At 73.5% G+C, this 19,505-nt stretch carries 16 protein-coding genes and 1 tRNA gene; 14 read left to right on the forward strand and 3 right to left on the reverse strand.

What is annotated here, in order from left to right; genetic code table 11:
• Positions 1–153 precede the first annotated feature (153 nt).
• Together WA788_RS02475 and WA788_RS02480 are read left to right on the forward strand one after the other, a co-directional pair.
• Positions 154–1,446 (forward strand): serine hydrolase domain-containing protein, encoded by a 1,293-nt coding sequence (locus tag WA788_RS02475; protein ID WP_335971002.1) that lies wholly within the window; start codon positions 154–156, stop codon positions 1,444–1,446.
• A gap of 4 nt (positions 1,447–1,450) precedes the next feature.
• Positions 1,451–2,239, forward strand: coding sequence for an SDR family NAD(P)-dependent oxidoreductase (locus WA788_RS02480; protein WP_335971004.1), 789 nt, complete (start codon positions 1,451–1,453; stop codon positions 2,237–2,239).
• Between the two features lie 98 nt (positions 2,240–2,337).
• Here the strand turns inward: WA788_RS02480 and WA788_RS02485 are convergent, their stop codons facing one another.
• Positions 2,338–4,047 (reverse strand): dolichyl-phosphate-mannose--protein mannosyltransferase, encoded by a 1,710-nt coding sequence (locus WA788_RS02485; protein WP_443033961.1) that lies wholly within the window; start codon positions 4,045–4,047, stop codon positions 2,338–2,340.
• A 334-nt stretch (positions 4,048–4,381) separates the two neighbouring features.
• Between WA788_RS02485 and rsmI the strand changes: the two genes are divergently transcribed.
• The 11 genes from rsmI to galK all read left to right on the forward strand — a co-directional run bounded on the left by rsmI (position 4,382) and on the right by galK (position 17,269).
• Positions 4,382–5,218, forward strand: coding sequence for a 16S rRNA (cytidine(1402)-2'-O)-methyltransferase (gene rsmI, locus WA788_RS02490; RefSeq protein WP_335971283.1), 837 nt, complete (start codon positions 4,382–4,384; stop codon positions 5,216–5,218).
• 310 nt (positions 5,219–5,528) lie between these two features.
• Entirely contained in the window at positions 5,529–6,074 is a 546-nt protein-coding gene (locus WA788_RS02495) for a hypothetical protein (protein ID WP_443033949.1), read from the forward strand.
• 10 nt (positions 6,075–6,084) lie between these two features.
• On the forward strand, positions 6,085–6,960 hold the full coding sequence (locus tag WA788_RS02500) for a TatD family hydrolase (protein WP_335971006.1): 876 nt from the start codon (positions 6,085–6,087) through the stop codon (positions 6,958–6,960).
• A gap of 23 nt (positions 6,961–6,983) precedes the next feature.
• On the forward strand, positions 6,984–7,853 hold the full coding sequence (gene rsmA, locus WA788_RS02505) for a 16S rRNA (adenine(1518)-N(6)/adenine(1519)-N(6))-dimethyltransferase RsmA (protein ID WP_335971008.1): 870 nt from the start codon (positions 6,984–6,986) through the stop codon (positions 7,851–7,853).
• Between the two features lie 101 nt (positions 7,854–7,954).
• Positions 7,955–8,863 carry a 4-(cytidine 5'-diphospho)-2-C-methyl-D-erythritol kinase gene (locus WA788_RS02510; protein ID WP_335971288.1) on the forward strand — a complete coding sequence of 303 codons (909 nt, stop codon included), beginning with the start codon at positions 7,955–7,957 and terminating at the stop codon, positions 8,861–8,863.
• A gap of 135 nt (positions 8,864–8,998) precedes the next feature.
• On the forward strand, positions 8,999–10,864 hold the full coding sequence (locus WA788_RS02515; protein ID WP_335971010.1) for an ABC-F family ATP-binding cassette domain-containing protein: 1,866 nt from the start codon (positions 8,999–9,001) through the stop codon (positions 10,862–10,864).
• A gap of 283 nt (positions 10,865–11,147) precedes the next feature.
• Positions 11,148–12,905, forward strand: coding sequence for an outer membrane protein assembly factor BamB family protein (locus WA788_RS02520; RefSeq protein WP_335971012.1), 1,758 nt, complete (start codon positions 11,148–11,150; stop codon positions 12,903–12,905).
• A 165-nt stretch (positions 12,906–13,070) separates the two neighbouring features.
• A complete protein-coding gene (locus tag WA788_RS02525) occupies positions 13,071–13,748 on the forward strand; it encodes a helix-turn-helix transcriptional regulator (RefSeq protein ID WP_335971014.1) in 678 nt (225 codons plus the stop codon).
• 328 nt (positions 13,749–14,076) lie between these two features.
• Positions 14,077–15,120, forward strand: a complete 1,044-nt coding sequence (gene galT / locus WA788_RS02530) for a galactose-1-phosphate uridylyltransferase (RefSeq protein WP_335971016.1) — start codon at positions 14,077–14,079, stop codon at positions 15,118–15,120.
• Positions 15,117–16,115: a UDP-glucose 4-epimerase GalE gene (gene galE / locus WA788_RS02535; protein WP_335971017.1), complete on the forward strand. Its 999-nt coding sequence runs from the start codon at positions 15,117–15,119 to the stop codon at positions 16,113–16,115. The genes galT and galE overlap by 4 nt, the downstream gene beginning before the upstream one ends.
• Entirely contained in the window at positions 16,112–17,269 is a 1,158-nt protein-coding gene (gene galK, locus WA788_RS02540) for a galactokinase (RefSeq protein WP_335971018.1), read from the forward strand. The genes galE and galK overlap by 4 nt, the downstream gene beginning before the upstream one ends.
• A gap of 163 nt (positions 17,270–17,432) precedes the next feature.
• Here galK and WA788_RS02545 read toward each other — a convergent pair whose 3' ends face one another.
• Both WA788_RS02545 and WA788_RS02550 read right to left on the reverse strand, forming a co-directional pair.
• On the reverse strand, positions 17,433–18,113 hold the full coding sequence (locus WA788_RS02545; protein WP_335971019.1) for a TetR/AcrR family transcriptional regulator: 681 nt from the start codon (positions 18,111–18,113) through the stop codon (positions 17,433–17,435).
• 7 nt (positions 18,114–18,120) lie between these two features.
• Positions 18,121–19,125, reverse strand: a complete 1,005-nt coding sequence (locus WA788_RS02550; protein ID WP_335971020.1) for an acyl-CoA desaturase — start codon at positions 19,123–19,125, stop codon at positions 18,121–18,123.
• 290 nt (positions 19,126–19,415) lie between these two features.
• On the opposite strand from WA788_RS02550, the gene WA788_RS02555 reads away from it, so the two are divergent.
• A tRNA-Gln gene (locus WA788_RS02555) sits at positions 19,416–19,487 on the forward strand.
• Positions 19,488–19,505 lie beyond the last annotated feature (18 nt).

Below are 19,505 nucleotides of genomic sequence, written 5' to 3' on the forward strand. Positions count from 1 at the left end.
ATCCCCCCACCAGGCCCGCGGTGGGGCCGCTCCCGGGTCACCACGACCGGGACGGCCCCGCCGCGGGCCCGCTGCGTGCCGCCCGCCGCCGGTTCGTACGATCGGGGGGTACGGGGCAGGTGTGCGGGGGTGTGTTCCGGGAGGGCACGGAGGATGAGCGGCGACGGCGCGCAGGACGCGTACGGTGGGCACGAAGGCGCGGACGGCGCCACGACGGTGCATGGGGCGGTCGCGGACGGCTGGGAGCCGGTGCGGGAGACCTTCGCGGAGAACTTCGGGCGGCGCGGGGACGTCGGGGCCGCCGTGGCGCTCTACTACGACGGCCGGCCGGTGGTGGACCTGTGGGCCGGGCGTACGGGCTTCGACGGCGGCGGGCCGTGGCGGCGCGATACCGCGCAGGTCGTCAGGTCGGCGGGCAAGGGGGTCGGGGCGGTGTGCCTGCTGCTGCTCCACCAGCGCGGGCAGTTGGACCTCGACGCGCCCGTGTACACGTACTGGCCCGAGTTCAAGGCGGCGGGCAAGGACCGGGTAACGGTGCGGGACGTGCTGGCGCACCGGGCCGGGGTCCCCGCGCTGGACACGCCGCTCACGCCGCAGGAGGCGGTCGACGGGGTGTCGGGGCCGCGGGCGGTCGCCGCCCAGGCGCCGCTGTTCTCGGTGGGGCGCGAGCACGGCTACCACGCGCAGACGTTCAGTTGGCTGGTCGGGGAACTGGTGCTGCGGGTCAGCGGCCGGAGCATCGGCCGGTACGTCGCCGAGGAGCTGGCCGGGCCGCTCGGCCTCGACCTGTGGATGGGACTGCCCGACGACCAGGCGCACCGCGTCGGCCGGATCGGCCCCGTCAGCACTCCCGAGCCGCCCGCGTCCGGCGGGCTGCGCGCCCGCCCCAAGCGCAGCGTCAAGGACGCCTACGGCGACCCCGAGTCGCTCACCAGCCGGGCGTTCGCCGCGATCACGCCGCCGCCGGACGAGAACGACCCCGGCTACCGGGCCGGCGAGCTGGCGGCGTCGGGCACCATCACCACGGCGCGGTCGCTGGCGCGCTGCTACGCGGCGCTGCTCGGCGACGTGACGGCCGAAGCGACAACCGAAGCGACAACCGAAGCGGCGGACGGCGGGGCCGGCGGCGGCTTGGCCACGGGCGTGGGGCGGCGGCTGTTCGACCCTGACACCCTGGCGGCGGCGCGCACCATGGAGGCGGACGGGCCGGACCGGGTGCTGGTCGTCAACACCCGCTTCGGGCTGGGCTTCATGCTGCACGGGCCGGCCTCGCCGCTGCTGGCCGCGGGGTCGTTCGGGCACCCGGGGCGCGGCGGGTCGCTCGGTTTCGCGGACCCGGAGAGCGGGATCGGCTTCGCGTACGTCACCAACGGGCTGCAGCGCAACGTCACCGCGGACCCCCGGGCCCAGGCTCTGGCCAGGGCGGTTCGCCAGTGCCTACGCTGAACGGGTGACTGGACGCTTTGACGGGTACGGCGTGGTGGTGACCGGGGCGGCTCGCGGCATCGGTGAGGCGACGGCGCGCAGATTCGCCGACGAGGGAGCGGGGGTGCTCATCGCCGACCTGGACGGAGTGGCGGCGTCGCGTACGGCCGCTGCGATCCGGGCGGACGGCGGCCGGGCGGAGGCGGTGCGCTGCGACGTCGCGGAACGCGCCTCGGTGGACGCGGCGATCACCCGCGCGGTCGACGTGTTCGGCACCCTGGATGTCCTGGTGAACAACGCCTACTCGTGCGGTGAGCACCATGACGACTTCACCCTTGAGACTGACGAGTCGTGGCAGCACGACCTCAATGTCACCCTCGGCGGTGCGATGAGATGCTCGCGCGCCGCTCTTCCGCACCTCATGAACGCGCCCCGGCGGCGCGGCGCGATCGTCAACATCGGTTCGGTCAACGGCTTGTCGTACTTCGGCAACCACTCCTACAGCGCGGCCAAGGCCGGCCTGGTGTCACTGACCCGCACCCTCGCGGTGCATGCGGCGCCGGACGGGGTGCGGGTCAATCTCGTGGCGCCCGGCACGATCCGCACCCCGGCGTGGGCGGGGCGCGAGGCATCGCTCGCCAAGGCCGCGGAGGTGTATCCGCTGGGGCGGATCGGTGAGCCGGCCGACATCGCCGCGGCCGTCGCGTTCCTCGCGTCGCGGGACGCCTCCTGGATCACCGGGGTCACCCTCCCGGTGGACGGCGGCATCCTGCCCAGCAACCCGGGTTTCACGAACGCCCTCGCGGACGAGTAGGGCAGCACCTCGGCATCTGAGCACGTCAGCACGTCTTCCCCTCTGGTCCTCAAGAGGACTTGAGGACCAGAGGGGAAGAGGTCATGACCTGATACCGGTCAGATCCAGGAGTCCAGCCACATCCTGGCCTGCCAGGAGTGGTAGGGGATCGTCATGCCCGTGTAGATCGGGAAGAAGTAGATGAAGTTCCAGATGATGAGGAGTACGAGGGTGCCGGCGCCGACGGCGCCCCACATGCGTCTGGTCTCGGTGGCTTCGCGTGGGCCGAGGAAGGCGCCGATCATCATGGTGACCGCGAGGCAGAGGTAGGGCACGAAGGCGACGGCGTAGAAGTAGAAGATGGTGCGGTCCTGGTAGTGGAACCAGGGGAGCAGGCCGGCGCCCGCGGCGCAGAGGATCGCGCCCGCGCGCCAGTCGCGGCGGGCGATCCAGCGGTAGAGCAGGTAGACGAGGGCGAAGCAGGCCGACCACCACAGCAGCGGGGTGCCGAGGGCGAGGATCTCGCGGGCGCAGCCTTCGGTGGCGGTGCAGCCGTCCTGCCCGATCTTCGGGGACTCGAAGTAGTACGAGACCGGCCGGCCCAGGACCAGCCAGCTCCAGGGGTTGGACTGGTAGGGGTGGTAGGTGTGCAGGCCGACGTTGAACTTGTACACGTCGTGCTCGTAGTGCCAGAGGCTGCGCAGCGGGGCCGGGATGAAGGACCAGAGTCCGCCGCGGCCGTCGGCCCAGTGCCGGTCGTAGCCGTCGCTGGACAGGAACCAGCCGGTCCAGGTGAGCAGGTAGGTGACCACGGCGATCGGCAGCATCGTGAGCACCGACCAGCCGAAGTCCTTGCGCAGGACGGCCAGGTAGGGGCTGCGGGAGCCGGCGACGCGCCGTGAGCCGACGTCCCACAGCAGCGTGAGGATCATGAAGAAGGCGAGGAAGTACATGCCGTTCCACTTGCTGGAAGCGGCGAGGCCGAGGAGCACGGCCGCGGCGACGCGCCAGGGGCGCCAGCCCATGCCCTGGCGGGAGCCGACGGTGTCGTCGGGCCCGGCGAAGCCGTCACCGTCCACCGGGAGGGCCGCGGCCAGGCGGGCGCGGGACCAGTCGCGGTCGACCAGCAGGCAGCCGAACGCGGCCAGCGCGAAGAACATGATGAACAGGTCGAGCAGCGCGGTGCGGCTCATCACGAACTCGAGCCCGTCGACTGCCATCAAGGTGCCCGCGATGCAGCCGAGCGCGGTGGAGCGGAACAGCCGTCGACCGATCCGGCAGAGCATGAGCACCGCCAGGGTGCCGATCACGGCCGTCATGAAGCGCCAGCCGAAGGGGTTCAGACCGAACACCCACTCGCCCGCGCCGATCAGCCACTTGCCGGCGGGCGGGTGCACCACATAGCTGCCGATCTTGGACAGCGGGATGACCTGCGGGTGCGCGAGGATCTGCGGGTTGGAGACCTTGCCGTCCGGCCACGTGCCCTCGTAGCCGTACTTGATCATCGACCAGCCGTCCTTGGCGTAGTACGTCTCGTCGAAGACGACTGCGCGCGGGCTGCCGAGGTGCCAGAAGCGGAGGCCGCCCGCGAGGACGGCGACCAGGAGGGGGCCGAGCCAGCCGGACCACTTCGCCGCCAGGTGGGCCAGGCGCGGGCTCAGCCCGAGCCGTTGCCAGATCCTGGTCCCGGGTTCGGGGAACGGGGGGACCAGGCGCTCGCGGGTGTCGGTCCGGGGCGTTCCGACGTGCCCGAACCCCCGCAGCCGCCGCGCCCACGCGCTCGGCTCCGCCGTTGCCCGGACGCCCTTTTGCGCACGGTCCTGCGCCACGGTCTCACTCGTCACCGGGCCATCGTAGGGAAAGCGTCTGAGATTGCGATGAGCTGTACGCACCGGGAGGCGGCTTTGTCCGGTAATCCGAGCGCGCGATCCGTGTGCGTGATCCGCGCGCCGGTCCGTCTGCCGGTCCGCGGGGCGGGCCGGCGGGCCGGGCCGCGTACGCGGCCGCACCTAGACTCGGTCCGTGACCAGCTCCTCCGAAGATCCGTCCCAAGATCCCTCCGAAGGCCCCTCCGAAGGCCCGTCCGAAGACCGGGCCGAAGACCCGTCCGAAGGCCCGGCCCACCCCGTCGCCCGGCCCGAGGCCGCCCCCGGGCAGGGCCTCCTGGTCCTGGCCGGCACCCCGATCGGCGACGTCGCGGACGCCCCGCCCCGGCTGGCCGCCGAACTCGCCGCGGCCGACGTCGTGGCGGCCGAGGACACCCGGCGGCTGCGCCGGCTGACCCAGGCGCTCGGCGTGGAACCGGCCGGCCGCGTGGTGTCGTACTTCGAGGGGAACGAGGCGGCCCGTACCGGCGAACTGGCCGACGCGCTGGAGGGTGGCGCGCGGGTGGTGCTGGTGACGGACGCGGGCATGCCGTCGGTGTCCGACCCGGGCTACCGGCTGGTGGCCGCCGCCGTGGAGCGCGGGGTGCGGGTGACGGCGGTGCCGGGGCCGTCGGCGGTGCTGACCGCGCTGGCGGTCTCGGGCCTGCCGGTGGACCGGTTCTGCTTCGAGGGCTTCCTGCCGCGCAAGCCGGGGGAGCGGCTGACCAGGCTCAAGGAGGTCGCGGCCGACCGCCGCACGCTCGTGTACTTCGAGGCGCCGCACCGGATCGACGACACCCTGGCGGCCATGGCGGAGGTGTTCGGCGCCGAGCGGCGCGCCGCGGTGTGCCGGGAGCTGACCAAGACGTACGAGGAGGTGCGGCGCGGCCCGCTCGCGGAGCTGGCGCGCTGGGCCGCCGAACGGGTGAGGGGCGAGATCACCGTGGTGGTCGAGGGCGCCCCCGCCCCGGACCCGGGCGACGTGGCACCCGAAGAGCTTGTACGGCGGGTCGCGGCCAGGGAGGCGGCCGGGGAGCGCCGCAAGGAGGCGATCGCGGCGGTCGCCGTGGAGGCGGGCGTGCCGAAGCGGGACGTGTTCGACGCGGTGGTGGCGGCCAAGCACGCGAAGACGTGAAGGCGGGCGGAGTCCGCCCCCTTAAAGAACCTGCGGATACGAGCCCGCCTCCTTAAAGAACCTGCGGACACGGGTCCGCCTCTTAAAGAACCCGCGGGTACGAGCACGCCGGTGACGTATACGGCGCGCACCCGGCGTGCGGCCCGGCTGACACGAAGGGCCGGGCAAGACGACCCCGCCGATCTCCCACAAACACGCCAAATCTGACCCAAGTCTCGTCCCGGAGTGCTGCGGCCGGGCCCGGCCGGGCGTTCGCTGGTAGGTGGGAAGTCCCGGTCGGGCAGGGTGCCCGGCGGGCCCAGGAGTTGCCATGAGCGACACCGTCGGAAGCGGAAGCGGAAGCGGAAGCGGAAGCGGAATCGGAAGCGGGCCCGCAGACGGGCGTACGGCCGGGTGGGCTGCCGGGCGCACGGACCCGGCCAACGTCAGGGAGGCGTACTCCTTCGCGTGCATGCGCTGCGGCCACGGCTGGGAGCAGGCGTACGAGATCGAGCACCATGTCGACACCTCGGGCCGCCCCTACGTGACGTACCTGGCCGACGGCGCCGCGGTCCCCTCGCCGCTGACCCGGCCCAGCTGCGGGAACTGCGGCGGCCACCTGGTGCGCATCATGCGCGCCGGCCAGGTCGACGAGGCGGTGTCGCGCTGGCACGCGCACACGCACGCGTCGAGCTCCGGGCACACGCCGAGCTCCGCGCACACGTCGAGCGCCCTGCACACGTCGGCCGCCGCACACCCGCAAGCGAAGCAGGAGCAGCCGCCCGCCGCACCGCACGCGCGCCACTGGTCGCTGCTCGCGCTGCTGCACCGCGGGCACGCCGCCCCGCCGCGGACCGCCCGCCGCGCGGCTCCCTAGGATCGGACGCATGCCGACGAAGAACAACGCCGAGCCCGCGCCCGCCCCCGAGCCGCTGCGCGTCCCGGTCGCCGACTCCCACACGCACCTGGACATGCAGTCGGGCACCGTGCAGGAGGCACTCGAGGCGGCCGCCGCGGTAGGGGTGCGGACCCTGATCCAGGTCGGCTGCGACCTGGAGGGCTCGCGCTGGGCGGCGCGCACCGCGGCGCAGTACGAGCAGATCTGGGCGGCGGTGGCGCTGCACCCCAACGAGGCGCCCCGGATCGTGCACGGCGACCCCGACCACTGGTCGCGCCAGGGCGACCGGGAGCCGGGCGGGACGGCGGCCCTGGAGGCGGCGCTCGACGAGATCGACACCCTGGCCGCGCTGCCGCAGGTGCGGGGCGTGGGCGAGACCGGGCTCGACTACTTCCGCACCGGGCCCGACGGCGCGCAGGCCCAGGCGCACTCCTTCCGCCGGCACATCGCGATCGCCAAACGGCACCGCAAGGCGCTGGTCATCCACGACCGGGAGGCGCACGACGACGTACTGCGCATCCTCCAGGAGGAGGGCGCCCCCGACACGGTGCTCTTCCACTGCTTCTCCGGAGACGCGGCCATGGCGCGGCTGTGCGCCGAGCGCGGCTACTACATGTCCTTCGCCGGGAACGTCAGCTACAAGTCGGCGCAGAACCTGCGGGACGCGGTGGCCGCCGCACCGCTGGACCTGCTGCTGGTGGAGACCGACGCGCCGTTCCTCACCCCGGTGCCGCACCGCGGGCGGCCCAACGCGCCCTACCTGATCCCGGTCACCCTGCGCGCGATGGCCGCGGCCAGGGGCGAGGACGAGGACACCGTGGCGGCGGCGGTGGCCCGGAACACGGCGCGGGTCTTCGGGTACTGACGGCTGCGGATAGCCTTGCGGGTGTGAGTACGACAGACCCCGAAGCGCCCGGCGCCCTGCTCGGACCGGCCGACGTGCGCGCGCTGGCCACCGCGCTGGGGGTGCGGCCGACCAAGCAGCGCGGCCAGAACTTCGTGATCGACGCGAACACCGTACGGCGGATCGTGCGCACCGCGGAGGTCGGGCCGGACGACGTGGTGGCGGAGGTCGGGCCGGGGCTCGGGTCGCTCACGCTGGCACTGCTGGAGACCGCGGGCAAGGTCACCGCCGTCGAGATCGACGACGTGCTGGCGGGCGCGCTGCCCGCGACCGTCGCCGCGCGGCTGCCGGCGCGGGCCGGGGACTTCACGCTGGTGCACAGCGACGCGATGGCCCTCGCCGAGCTGCCCGGCCCGCCGCCGACCGCGCTGGTGGCGAACCTCCCCTACAACGTGGCGGTGCCGGTGCTGCTGCACATGCTCGCCACCTTCCCGAGCATCCGCAGGACGCTGGTGATGGTGCAGGCCGAGGTCGCCGACCGGCTCGCGGCGACGCCCGGCAACAAGGTGTACGGGGTGCCGTCGGTGAAGGCGAACTGGTACGCGGAGGTACGGCGCGCGGGCTCGATCGGGCGCAACGTCTTCTGGCCCGCGCCGAACGTGGACTCCGGCCTGGTGTCCCTGGTGCGGCGCGACCCGCCGAAGACCACGGCGACCCGGGCGGAGGTGTTCGCCGTGGTGGACGCGGCCTTCGCGCAGCGCCGCAAGACGCTGCGGGCCGCGCTGTCCGGGTGGGCCGGGTCGGCGGCGGCCGCGGAGGCGGCCCTGGTCGCCGCGGGGGTGCCGCCGCAGGCGCGCGGCGAGGCGCTGACGGTGGAGGAGTTCGCGGCGATCGCCGAGCACCGCGCGGTGTGACGGCCCCGCGCCCCCGGACCTGCCCCGGACCCGACCCGACCCGCCCCGACCCGCCCCGCCCGACGCGAACTTCGAATGTCGTACGAACCGAGGAGAATCTGATCGTGACCGCCGTGACCGTCCGTGTGCCCGCCAAGGTCAACGTGCAGCTCGCCGTCGGCGGGCGGCGGCCGGACGGCTTCCATGACCTGGCGAACGTGTTCCTCGCGGTGGGCCTGTACGACGAGGTGACCGCGGCGCCCGCGGACGGGCTGACGGTCACCGCGCAGGGGCGGGACGTCGAGGGCATCCCGCTGGACCGTACGAACCTCGCCGCGCGGGCCGCGATCGCGCTCGCCGAGCTGCACGGCATCGAGCCGGACGTCCATCTGCACATCGCCAAGGACATCCCGGTGGCCGGGGGGATGGCCGGGGGCAGTGCCGACGGGGCGGGCGCGCTGCTGGCCTGCGACGCGCTGTGGGGGCTGGACACGCCGACCCCGCAGCTGCTGCGGATCGCGGGGGAACTCGGCAGCGACGTGCCGTTCCCGCTGCTCGGCGGCGCCGCGCTCGGGGTCGGGCGCGGGGAGCGGCTGACCGCGCTGGAGGTCAGCGGGACGTTCCACTGGGTGTTCGCGCTGGCCGACGGCGGGCTGTCGACGCCCGAGGTGTACCGGGAGTGCGACCGGCTGCGCCGGGCGGGCGGCAGCGGGGACCTGGCCGGCGAGGTGGCCGAGCCCGCCGCGGACCCGGCGCTCGTGGCCGCGCTGGCCGCGGGGGACCCGCACGCGCTCGCCCGGGTGCTGGTCAACGACCTCCAGGACGCGGCGCTGTCCCTGCGTCCGGCACTGGCCGACACGATCGCCGCAGGGCGCGGGGCCGGGGCGCTGGCCGGGATCGTCTCCGGGTCCGGGCCGACCGTGGCCTTCCTCGCCGCGGACGAGGCGGGCGCGGTGAAGATCGCCGACGCGCTCGGCACGTCCGCGCGGATCGCCGCCGCTCCGGCTCCGGGCGCCACCGTCCTCCCGTGACCGGCCCGGGGGCATGTTCCTCACCCGCATTACCCTTGACCCCGCTGTCCCCGCACCCATAGACCCCCGCATCCCCCGCCTCTCACCGCCCCGCACCCATAGACCCCCCGTACCGTCCCCAAGGAAGAGCCGTCCGTGGCCGTCAACCTCGTCAATGTCGAAAGCGTCAGCAAGACCTACGGGACGCGCATGCTGCTCGAAGGGGTGTCGCTCGGGGTCTCCGAGGGGGACCGGATCGGGGTGGTCGGCCGCAATGGCGACGGGAAGACGACGCTGGTGCGCATGCTGGCGCGCCTGGAGGACCCGGACTCGGGGCGCGTGACGCAGCAGGGCGGCCTGCGGCTGGGCGTGCTCACGCAGAACGACTCGCTGGACCCGGCCGCGACCGTGCGCCAGGAGATCGTCGGGGACCGCCCGGACCACGACTGGGCCGGGGACGCGCGGATCAGGGACGTGCTCACCGGACTGTTCGGCGCGCTGGACCTGCCCGGCTTCCAGGACGGCCTGGACACCGTGATCGGCCCGCTGTCCGGCGGCGAGCGGCGCCGGATCGCCCTGGCGAAGCTGCTCATCGGCGAGCAGGACCTGATCGTCCTCGACGAGCCCACCAACCACCTGGACGTGGAGGGCATCGCGTGGCTCGCCGGCCACCTGCGGGCCCGCCGCGCCGCACTGGTCTGCGTCACCCACGACCGCTGGTTCCTGGACCAGGTCTGCACCCGGATGTGGGACGTGCAGCGCGGCAGCGTCTACGAGTACGAGGGCGGCTACAGCGACTATGTGTTCGCGCGCGCCGAGCGGGAGCGGATCGCCGCCACCGAGGAGGCCAAGCGGCAGAACCTGATGCGCAAGGAGCTGGCGTGGCTGCGCCGCGGCGCCCCCGCGCGCACCTCCAAGCCGCGGTTCAGGATCGAGGCGGCCAACGCGCTGATCGAGGACGTGCCGCCGCCGCGCGACAGCGCCGAGCTGATGCGGTTCGCCAACTCCCGGCTCGGCAAGACCGTGTTCGAGCTGGAGGACGCGACGATCACCGCGGGCCCCAAGACGCTGCTGGAGCACATCACCTGGCAGCTCGGTCCGGGCGACCGGATCGGCCTGGTCGGGGTGAACGGCGCGGGCAAGACCTCGCTGCTGCGCGCCCTGGCCGAGGCGGCGGCCAGCGACGGCGAGCGGCAGCCGGCCCGCGGCCGGGTCGTGGTGGGCCGCACCGTCAAACTCGCCTACCTCTCCCAGGAGGTGGCCGAACTCGACCCCGCGCAGCGGGTGCTGCAGTCGGTGGAGTCGGTACGGCAGCGGGTCGACCTCGGCAAGGGCCGGGAGATGACCGCGGGCCAGCTGTGCGAGCGGTTCGGCTTCGGCAAGGAGAAGCAGTGGACGCCGGTCGGTGACCTGTCCGGCGGTGAGCGGCGCCGGCTGCAGATCCTGCGGCTGCTGATGGACGAGCCGAACGTGCTCTTCCTCGACGAGCCGACCAACGACCTCGACATCGAGACGCTGACCCAGCTGGAGGACCTGCTCGACGGCTGGCCCGGCTCGATGCTGGTGATCAGCCACGACCGGTACTTCCTGGAGCGCACCACCGACCGGGTGTTCGCGCTGCTCGGCGACCGTACGCTGCGGATGCTGCCGCGCGGTGTGGACGAGTACCTGGAGCGCCGGCAGGCCCTGCTGGCGGCCGCGGCGCCGCCGCCCGCCGGGCAGAAGCAGGCGAACCGGCCCCCGGGCGGCGCCGGTTCGGCGCCGGGTGCCGCCGCAGGTTCCGGCGCGGCCGCCGGTGCGGGCGCCACCGCCCGCGACACCCGCGCGGCGAAGAAGGAACTCCAGCGCGTGGAGCGGCGGTTGGACAAGGTCGGCGAGCGCGAGGGCGAACTGCACGCCCAGATCGCCGAACACGCCACCGACTTCGAGAAGGTCGCCGCGCTCGACGCGGAACTGCGCGCGCTGCGCGAGGAGCGGGAGGACCTGGAGACGCGCTGGCTGGAGCTGGCCGAGGACGCGTAGCCGGGCGCGCGGGGTGCCCGGGAGCGGGCCGGAGTTGCCGCATCGGTGGGGGACGTGTAGCGGGCTGATAACGGAACAGCGGCGGCCCGCGGCGTCAAGTGGGCCGGGTGATAGAAAGAGTTTCCGCTCCTCCGAAGCGCATTCGCCCGAAGTGCGTCCGCCCGGACCGCGGCCGTCGCCGCCGTGTCCGTTCGGACCGTACCGGAGCGGATGGCTCGCGCTTCGCGCCCCGCACGCCCGCAGCCCGCACGCCCTTTCGCCCGGCCCGAAGAAGGACCTGCTGATGTCGCAGCCGCCCCCGCCCCCCGGCAACCCGCCCCCGTACGGGAGTTCCGGCGGGGCAGTGCCGCCGCCCCCTTCGCAGCCGGACAACCCCTACGCGTCGCCGCCGCCCCCGGGCCAGAACCCGTACGCGGCGCCGACCCAGCCCGCGTTCCCCCAGCAGCAGGCGCCTCAACCCCCGCCCCCGGCGGCGCCCGCCCCGGGCTACGGCTACCCCGGCCCGCCGCCGCAGCAGCCCGCCGCCGGCCAGGGCTACGGCCAGCCCGGTTACGGCCAGCAGCCCCCGCCCGGCCAGCCCGGTTACGGCCAGCAGCCCCCGCCGGGCCCGTACGGCTACCCGCAGCAGGCCCCGCCGCCGCAGTACGGCCAGCAGCCCTACGGCGGGCAGCCCCCGTACGGCATGCAGCCGGGCGGGCCCGGCACCGGCGGGTCGAAGAACAAGCTGTTCGTCATCGTGGCGGCCGTGGTGGCCGCGGTGCTGGTGATCGGCGGCGGCGTGTACCTCGCGACCAGGGGCGGCGGCAAGGACAACCCGGACCCGCAGGCCAGTTCCAGCGGCCCCAGCGGCGGTCCGACCACCGCGGCGCACAAGTCCGAACTGGACTTCAAGTGGGACAAGGACGCCGACACCGTCGCGGAGAAGGACAACCTCAAGGACTCGCTGGGCATCTGGTTCACCGACAAGTACGTGGTGAAGAACCAGATCGGCAAGGTGGTCGGCTACGACGCCGCCACCGGCGCCCAGGCGTGGACGATCCCCGCGGCGGGCGGCTCGGACTGCACCGCGGCGCGTGACTCCTACCAGGACATGACCGCCATCCAGTACGGCGCCAAGTGCGACAAGATCATGGCGATCGACCTGGCCACCGGCAAGTCGCTGTGGACGGCGACGCTGCCCGGCACCACCTCGACGTTCACCTACGCCGAGATGGCCGTCAGCGGCGACGCGGTCGGCATCACCTGGGGCGAGGGCTCCGTCGGCTACAAGCTCAGCGACCAGACGAAGCTGTGGCAGGCCGGCGACGGCGACAGCGGCGACAACTGCCGCGACTCCGGGTACGCCGGCGGCGCGCAGTTCGTCGCGGTCCTGGACTGCGACTACGACGCCGCGTACAAGGTGCAGGTCGTCGACCCGGCCAAGTCCGGTGCCCCGAAGTGGACCTGGAACGCGCCCGACGGGCTGCGGGTGAGCGCGGTCGTCTCCACCGACCCGGTGGTGGTGCTGCTCGGCACCGAGGACACCACCTACACCGACGTGGCCTCGCTCGTCGACGGCAAGCTCCAGTCGCGGGTCTCGCTCGGCACGAAGAAGTACCACGTCGACGACGACGGCATCGAGGTGCAGTCGGTGCACAACGTGCTCGTCGACAAGGACACCGTCTACCTGACGCTCGACGGCGCCACCTCCGGCTCCGGCAACGTGCTCAGCGGCATCGCGGCGTTCAACCTGTCGGACGGCAAGCAGAAGTGGGTCGCCAAGCCGACCGGCAACTACGACATCACCGGCATCGGCTTCCAGGACGGCAAGGTCCTCGGCTACGAGGAGCCGCAGTACGACAAGGCGGGCCGGCTGGTCACCCTCGACCCGTCGAGCGGCGCGATCAGCACCTACGCCACGCTCGGCAGCGACGCCTACCAGCGGCTGGAGTCCGTCGGCGACTCCCGCTACCTGGTGTGGCACGACGGCGTCCTCTACCTCGCGTCGAAGACCGTCTACGCCGGCGAGTCCGGCCAGAAGTACCTGGTGACGTACAGCTGACCGAGGCGCGCCCGGCTCGTCCGGGCGCGCCGGCCGACCGGGTGTTCCCGCGGCGGCCCGTGCTTCCGCACCACGGGGTGCGGTTGGGACCGGCCCGGTCGCGGTATGGACTGGGGACCGGTACCGGCGGCCGTGGGGGCCGCGGGGGGATGGGGGAGACCCGAGATGGGTGTACGGCTCGTCGTGGTCGACGACCACCGGCTGCTGGCCGAGGCGCTGGCCTCGGCGCTGAGGCTGCGCGGGCACCGCGTGCTGGCCGCCGCGGCGCCGGCCGCGGGCGCTGCCGACCTGGTGCTCAGCAGGACGCCCGAGGTCTGCCTGTTCGGCACCGCGGCGCCCGCGGAGCCGGGCGCCTTCGACACGGTCGCGCGGATCAAGCGGGAGCGGCCGACGGTGGCCGTGGTGGTGCTGGGCCCGGTGCCCGACCCGCGCGGCATCGCCGCGGCCTTCGCCGCCGGCGCGTCCGGCTACGTCCGGCACGACGAGCGGATCGAGGGCGTCGAGCGGGCCATGGCCAAGGCCAGGACCGGCGAGGTGGCGGTGGCGCAGCAGCTGCTCCAGGGCGCGTTCGCCGAACTGCTCAACCCGGCCCGGCAGCCCGACGACGAGGGCGCCCGGCTGCTGGAGATGCTCACCCCGCGCGAGGTCGAGGTGCTGGTGCGCGTCGCCGAGGGCGAGGACACCCGGGTGATCGCGGCGGGCATGCGGATCGCGCCGAGCACCGCCCGCACGCATGTGCAGCGGGTGCTGATGAAGCTGGGCGTGGGCTCCCGGCTGGAGGCGGCGGCGCTGGCGGCGCGGACCGGGCTGCTGGAGCGCGCGGCGGACGACCCCGCGCGTTGAGCGCGCCCGGCGCCTGAGCCCCGGCGCCCGCGGCTCCCGGACCCGAAAGGCCCGCACTCAGCACGCCCGCGCGGCCCGTCACGCCCGGAAACCCGTACGGCCCGGCGCCGAACGCCCCCTGCCCGTCGGTCGTTTCGCCGTTTTGCGTCGTGATCTGTTCGGCTTTGTTTGGTTGTGCCCCGCGGTGCCCCGCCCCGAGCCCACGCGCCCATGAAGACGAACCTGTGTGAGTTCATCGGCCCCTGGCATTGACTGTGCTGTTGTGTTGTGATTCATTGTGTTCGGTTCTGTTGGAAGCGTTGAGTGATCGTGGCAAGAGGTGCCGTAGGTGAAGAAGACGTCGACCAGGCTCGCGGACGGCCGTGAGCTGATCTATTACGACTCGACCGACGCCGTGGTCCGCGACGCCGTCGACCACCGCCCGCTCGACCCGGTGGCCACCACCTCCGAGACCCGGTTCGACCGGCTGCTCGGCGACACCGTGGCCATCGCCTCGCACCGGCAGGGCCGCACGTACCACCCGCCGGCCGACCAGTGCCCGCTGTGCCCCTCGCGCGAGGGACGGCAGACCGAGATCCCCGACAGCGACTACGAGGTCGCGGTCTTCGAGAACCGCTTCCCGTCGCTCGCCGGCGACAAGGGCCGCTGCGAGGTGGTGTGCTTCACCTCCGACCACGACTCGTCGTTCTCCAAGCTCACCCCCGAGGCCGCCCGCCTGGTGCTGGACGCGTGGACCGACCGCACCAGCGACCTGTCCCAGCACCCCGGCGTCGAGCAGGTCTTCCCGTTCGAGAACCGCGGCGAGGAGATAGGCGTCACCCTCGCCCACCCGCACGGGCAGATCTACGGCTACCCGTCCGTCACCCCGCGCACCGCGCTCATGCTGCGCTCGCTGGCCGAGCACCGCGCCGAGACCGGCCGCAACCTCTTCGACGACGTGCTCGCCGACGAGCGGGCCGACGGCAGCCGGATCGTGCTGGCCGGCGAGCACTGGACGGCCTTCGTCCCCTACGCGGCGCACTGGCCGTACGAGGTGCACCTCTACCCCAACCGCCGGGTGCCGGACCTGCTCGGCCTCGAGGAGGACGCGCGCGCGGAGTTCCCGCACGTGTACCTGGAGCTGCTGCGCCGCTTCGACCGGATCTTCGGCCCCGACCAGCCGCCCACCCCGTACATCGCCGGCTGGCACCAGGCGCCGTTCAGCGCGCCCGACCGCCGGGAGTTCGCGCTCCACCTGGAGCTTTTCACCATCCGGCGGACTTCGGGCAAGCTGAAGTTCCTGGCGGGCTCCGAGTCCGGCATGAGCGCGTTCGTCAACGACGTGCCGCCGGAGGCCGCGGCCCAGCGACTGCGAGAGGTGGCCACCAAGTGACCGAATCCACCGGGACCCCGCGCCCCAAGAAGCTGCTGGTCACCGGAGGCGCCGGCTACGTCGGCGGGGTCGTGGGCGCCTACCTGCTCGACGCCGGCCACCAGGTGACGGTGCTGGACGACCTGTCCACCGGCGTACGCGAGGGCGTGCCGGAGGGCGCGGAGTTCGTCGAGGGCCGCATCCAGGACGCGGGCAAGGTGCTCGACGGCTCCTATGACGCGGTGCTGCACTTCGCCGCCTCCTCCCAGGTCGGCGAGTCCGTCGCCAACCCGGAGAAGTACTGGCGCAACAACGTGGCCGGCACCCTCGAACTGCTCGCCGCCATGCGCACCGCCGGGGTCCGCAAGCTCGTCTTCTCCTCCACCGCCGCCACCTACGGCGAGCCGCAGACGGTGCCGATCACCGAGGACGCGCCGACCGCCCCGACCAACCCCTACGGCGCCACCAAGCTCGCCGTCGACCACATGATCACCGGCGAGTGCGCCGCCCACGGGCTGTCCGCGGTCTCGCTGCGGTACTTCAACGTGGCCGGCGCCTACGGCCGGCAGGGCGAGCGCCACGACCCCGAGTCGCACCTCATCCCGCTGGTGCTCCAGGTCGCCCAGGGCCGCCGCGAGTCCGTCGCCATCTACGGCGAGGACTACCCGACGCCCGACGGCACCTGCCTGCGCGACTACATCCACGTCGCCGACCTCGCCGAGGCCCACCTGCTGGCGCTGGACAAGGCACCGGCCGGCGAGCACCTGATCTGCAACCTCGGCAACGGCAACGGGTTCTCCGTCCGCGAGGTCATCGAGACCGTCCGCCAGGTCACCGGCCACCCGATCCCGGCCGTCTCGCAGCCGCGCCGCCCCGGCGACCCGGCGGTGCTGGTCGCCTCGGCCGACCGCGCCCGCGAGCGCCTGGGCTGGCAGCCGAGCCGCGCCGACCTGGCCGGCATCGTCCGCGACGCATGGAACTTCGCTCAATCGCTCGGGGAGGGCGACATACGATGACCGACTCCGCACTGCCGGACGCCGCCGCGTTCGAGGCCGCGTTCAAGGACACCTTCGGGCGCGCCCCCGAAGGCGGGTGGGCGGCGCCCGGCCGGGTCAACCTGATCGGCGAGCACACCGACTACAACGACGGCCTCGCCATGCCGTTCGCGCTGCCGCACATCACCCGCGCCGCGGTCGCCCGCCGCGACGACGGCCTGCTGCGGCTGCGCTCGGCGGACATGGAGGACGGCGTCGTCGAACTCGCCGTCGCCGACCTCGCCCCCGGCACCACCCCCGGCTGGGTCCGCTACCCGGCCGCCGTGCTGTGGTCGCTGCGCCAGGCCGGCCACGACGTCGGCGGCGCCGACCTGCTCTACGACAGCAACGTCCCGGTCGGCGGCGGCCTGTCCTCCTCCGCGGCGCTCCAGGTCGTCACCGCCCTGGCGCTCACCGAACTGCACGGGGTGCGGGGCATGTCCCGGCAGGACCTGGCGCTGCTGTGCCAGTCCTCGGAGAACACCTACGTGGGTGCGCCCGTCGGCGTGATGGACCAGACCGCCTCGGCCTGCTGCACCGACGGCCACGCGCTCCACCTGGACGTGCGCGGCCTCGGCCAGCGGCAGGTGCCGCTGGACCTGGCCGCCGCGGGCCTGGCCATGGTGGCGGTGGACACGCGCGTCAAGCACGCGCACGCCGACGGCGCCTACGGCGAGCGCCGCGCCGGGTGCGAGGCCGCCGCCGCGGCGCTCGGCCTGCCCGCGCTGCGCGACGTGCCCTTCGAGGGCCTGGCCGACGCGCTCGCGGCGCTGCCCGACGACCGGCTGCGCCGGCTGACCCGGCACGTGGTCACCGAGAACCAGCGGGTCGAGGAGGTGCTCGCGCTGTGCGACGCCGGCCGGGTGCGCGAGATCGGCCCGGTGCTCACCGCCGGCCATGTCTCGCTGCGCGACGACTTCCAGGTCTCCTGCCCGGAACTCGACCTCGTGGTGGACACCGCGCTGGCCGCGGGCGCGCTCGGCGCCCGGATGACCGGCGGCGGCTTCGGCGGCTCGGCGATCGTGCTGCTCGAAGCGGGCGACCTGGAGCGGGTCACCGACGCGGTGGCGGCGGCGCTCCCGCAGTCGCGGCACTTCGCCATCTCCCCGTCGGCGGGGGCCCGCCGCCTCTGGTAGCGGGGGGAACGCGCGGAACCCGGGAGCGCGCGGAACGCGGGGAACCCGGGGAACACAGAGCACGCGGGACACGCCCTGACACGTGGACCGCGCACACGGGCGGGCGGCACCGGTCGGCTGACGGCGCCGCCCGCCCGTGCGCGCCGCCCGGACCCGCGGGCGGTCAGCTCCTGCGGTGGCCGATCAGCCGCGGCCGCTGCTCCAGGCCGGACAGGCCGTTCCAGCTGAGGTTCACCAGGTGCGCGGCCACCTCGGCCTTCGGCGGGCGGCGCGCGTCCAGCCACCACTGGCCGGTCAGCGCGACCATGCCGACCAGGGCCTGCGCGTACAGCGGGGCGAGGGTGGGGTCGAAGCCGCGCTGGTCGAACTCCTGGCCGAGGATGTCCTCCACCTGCGTGGCGATGTCGCTGATCAGGGAAGCGAAGGTGCCGGTGGACTGCGCGACGGGGGAGTCCCGGACCAGCACCCGGAACCCGTCGGTGTGCTGCTCGATGTAGTCGAGCAGGGCGAACGCGGCCTGTTCCAGGAGTTCGCGGGGGTGCCCGCCGGTGAGGGCGCCGGTCACCATGTCGAGCAGGCGGCGCATCTCGCGGTCGACCACGACCGCGTACAGCCCCTCCTTGCCGCCGAAGTGCTCGTAGACGACCGGCTTGGAGACCCCCGCCTGGTGCGCGATCTCCTCCACCGAGGTGCCCTCGTACCCCCGTTCGGCGAAGAGCGTCCGACCCACGCTGAGGAGCTGCTCGCGCCGCTCCTTCGCGGTCATCCGCACCCGCCGGGCGCGCCGTGCCCCCGCCGCCGCACCCGGGTGCCGGGCCGTTCTTCCGTCCTCGCCGTCGCTCACCTGGTCATCATGCCGCTGCGTCGACGTCCTGGCGGTCCGGCTCCTGGCGGCGGGCGGCGATCCTGGCAGCGTCCGGCCATCGGACGTCGGAGGCCCAGCCGGCGAGTTCGAACCACCGGATCAGCCGGGCGCTGGAGTCGACCTGGCCGCGCAGCACGCCGTGCCGGGCGGAGGTGGGGTCGGCGTGGTGCAGGTTGTGCCACGACTCGCCGCAGGACAGCACGGCCAGCCACCACACGTTGCCCGAGCGGTCGCGGGACTTGAACGGGCGCTTGCCGACCGCGTGGCAGATGGAGTTGATCGACCAGGTGACGTGGTGCAGCAGAGCCACCCGGACGAGTGACCCCCAGAAGAACGCGGTGAACGCGCCGTACCACGACATGGTGGCCAGCCCGCCGACCAGCGGCGGCAGCAGCAGCGAGATCGCCGTCCACAGCCAGAAGTCGCGGGAGATCCGGCGGATCGCCGGGTCCTTGATCAGGTCGGGCGCGTACTTCTGCTGCGGGGTCTGCTCCTCGTCGAAGAGCCAGCCCATGTGCGCCCACCACAGGCCCTTGAGCAGCGCGGGGACGGTCTCGCCGTACCGCCACGGGCTGTGCGGGTCGCCCTCGGCGTCGCTGAACCTGTGGTGCCGACGGTGGTCGGCGACCCAGCGCACGATCGGGCCCTCGACGGCCATCGAGCCGGCGATGGCCAGCGCCACCTTCAGCGGGCGCTTGGCCTTGAACGAGCCGTGGGTGAAGTGCCGGTGGAAGCCGATGGTGATGCCGTGGCAGCCGAGGAAGTACATGACGACCATCAGCCCGACGTCCAGCCAGCTCATCCCCCGTCCCCACGCCAGGGGGACCGCCGCGGCGAGCGCCACGAAGGGGATGCAGATGAAGAGCAGCAGGGTGATCTGCTCGATGGACCGCTTGCTCTCGCCGCCGCGGGTGGCACTGGGCAGCGGCGATCCCTGTCCTGCGGGCCCGGGTTCCCGGGCCTCGGTGATCACGTCCGTCTGTGTGGTCATATGCGTCCCTTGTGCAGAGGAGGGGGACTGAAAGGGGCTGGTGGGAGAGGTTGTCGGAAAGTCGCTTGCACGGCGCGGGGGCCGCGTGCCGCACAACCTACGCCGCCGTAAGTATTGCAGCGGCGCCCGGCGGGCGACAGGACCGGTCGGGTAAGGGTTACCTTCCCTCGCGGGGTCCTGAGAATGGATCTTTACCCCACAACGGCGTCGCGTCCACCCCGTGTCGTACGGCATGATGGGTGCGGTACGGCCCGGTGGGCCCCGACTGCGGGGCTGCCGCGTCGAGTTGATCCGCCGTGGTGTAATTGGCAGCACTGGGGCTTTTGGTGCCTTAAGTCCGGGTTCGAGTCCTGGCGGCGGAGCGGATCGGGAGAAGTCCC

The organism is Streptomyces sp. CA2R106 (assembly GCF_037034245.1).
Lineage (GTDB): Bacteria > Actinomycetota > Actinomycetes > Streptomycetales > Streptomycetaceae > Actinacidiphila.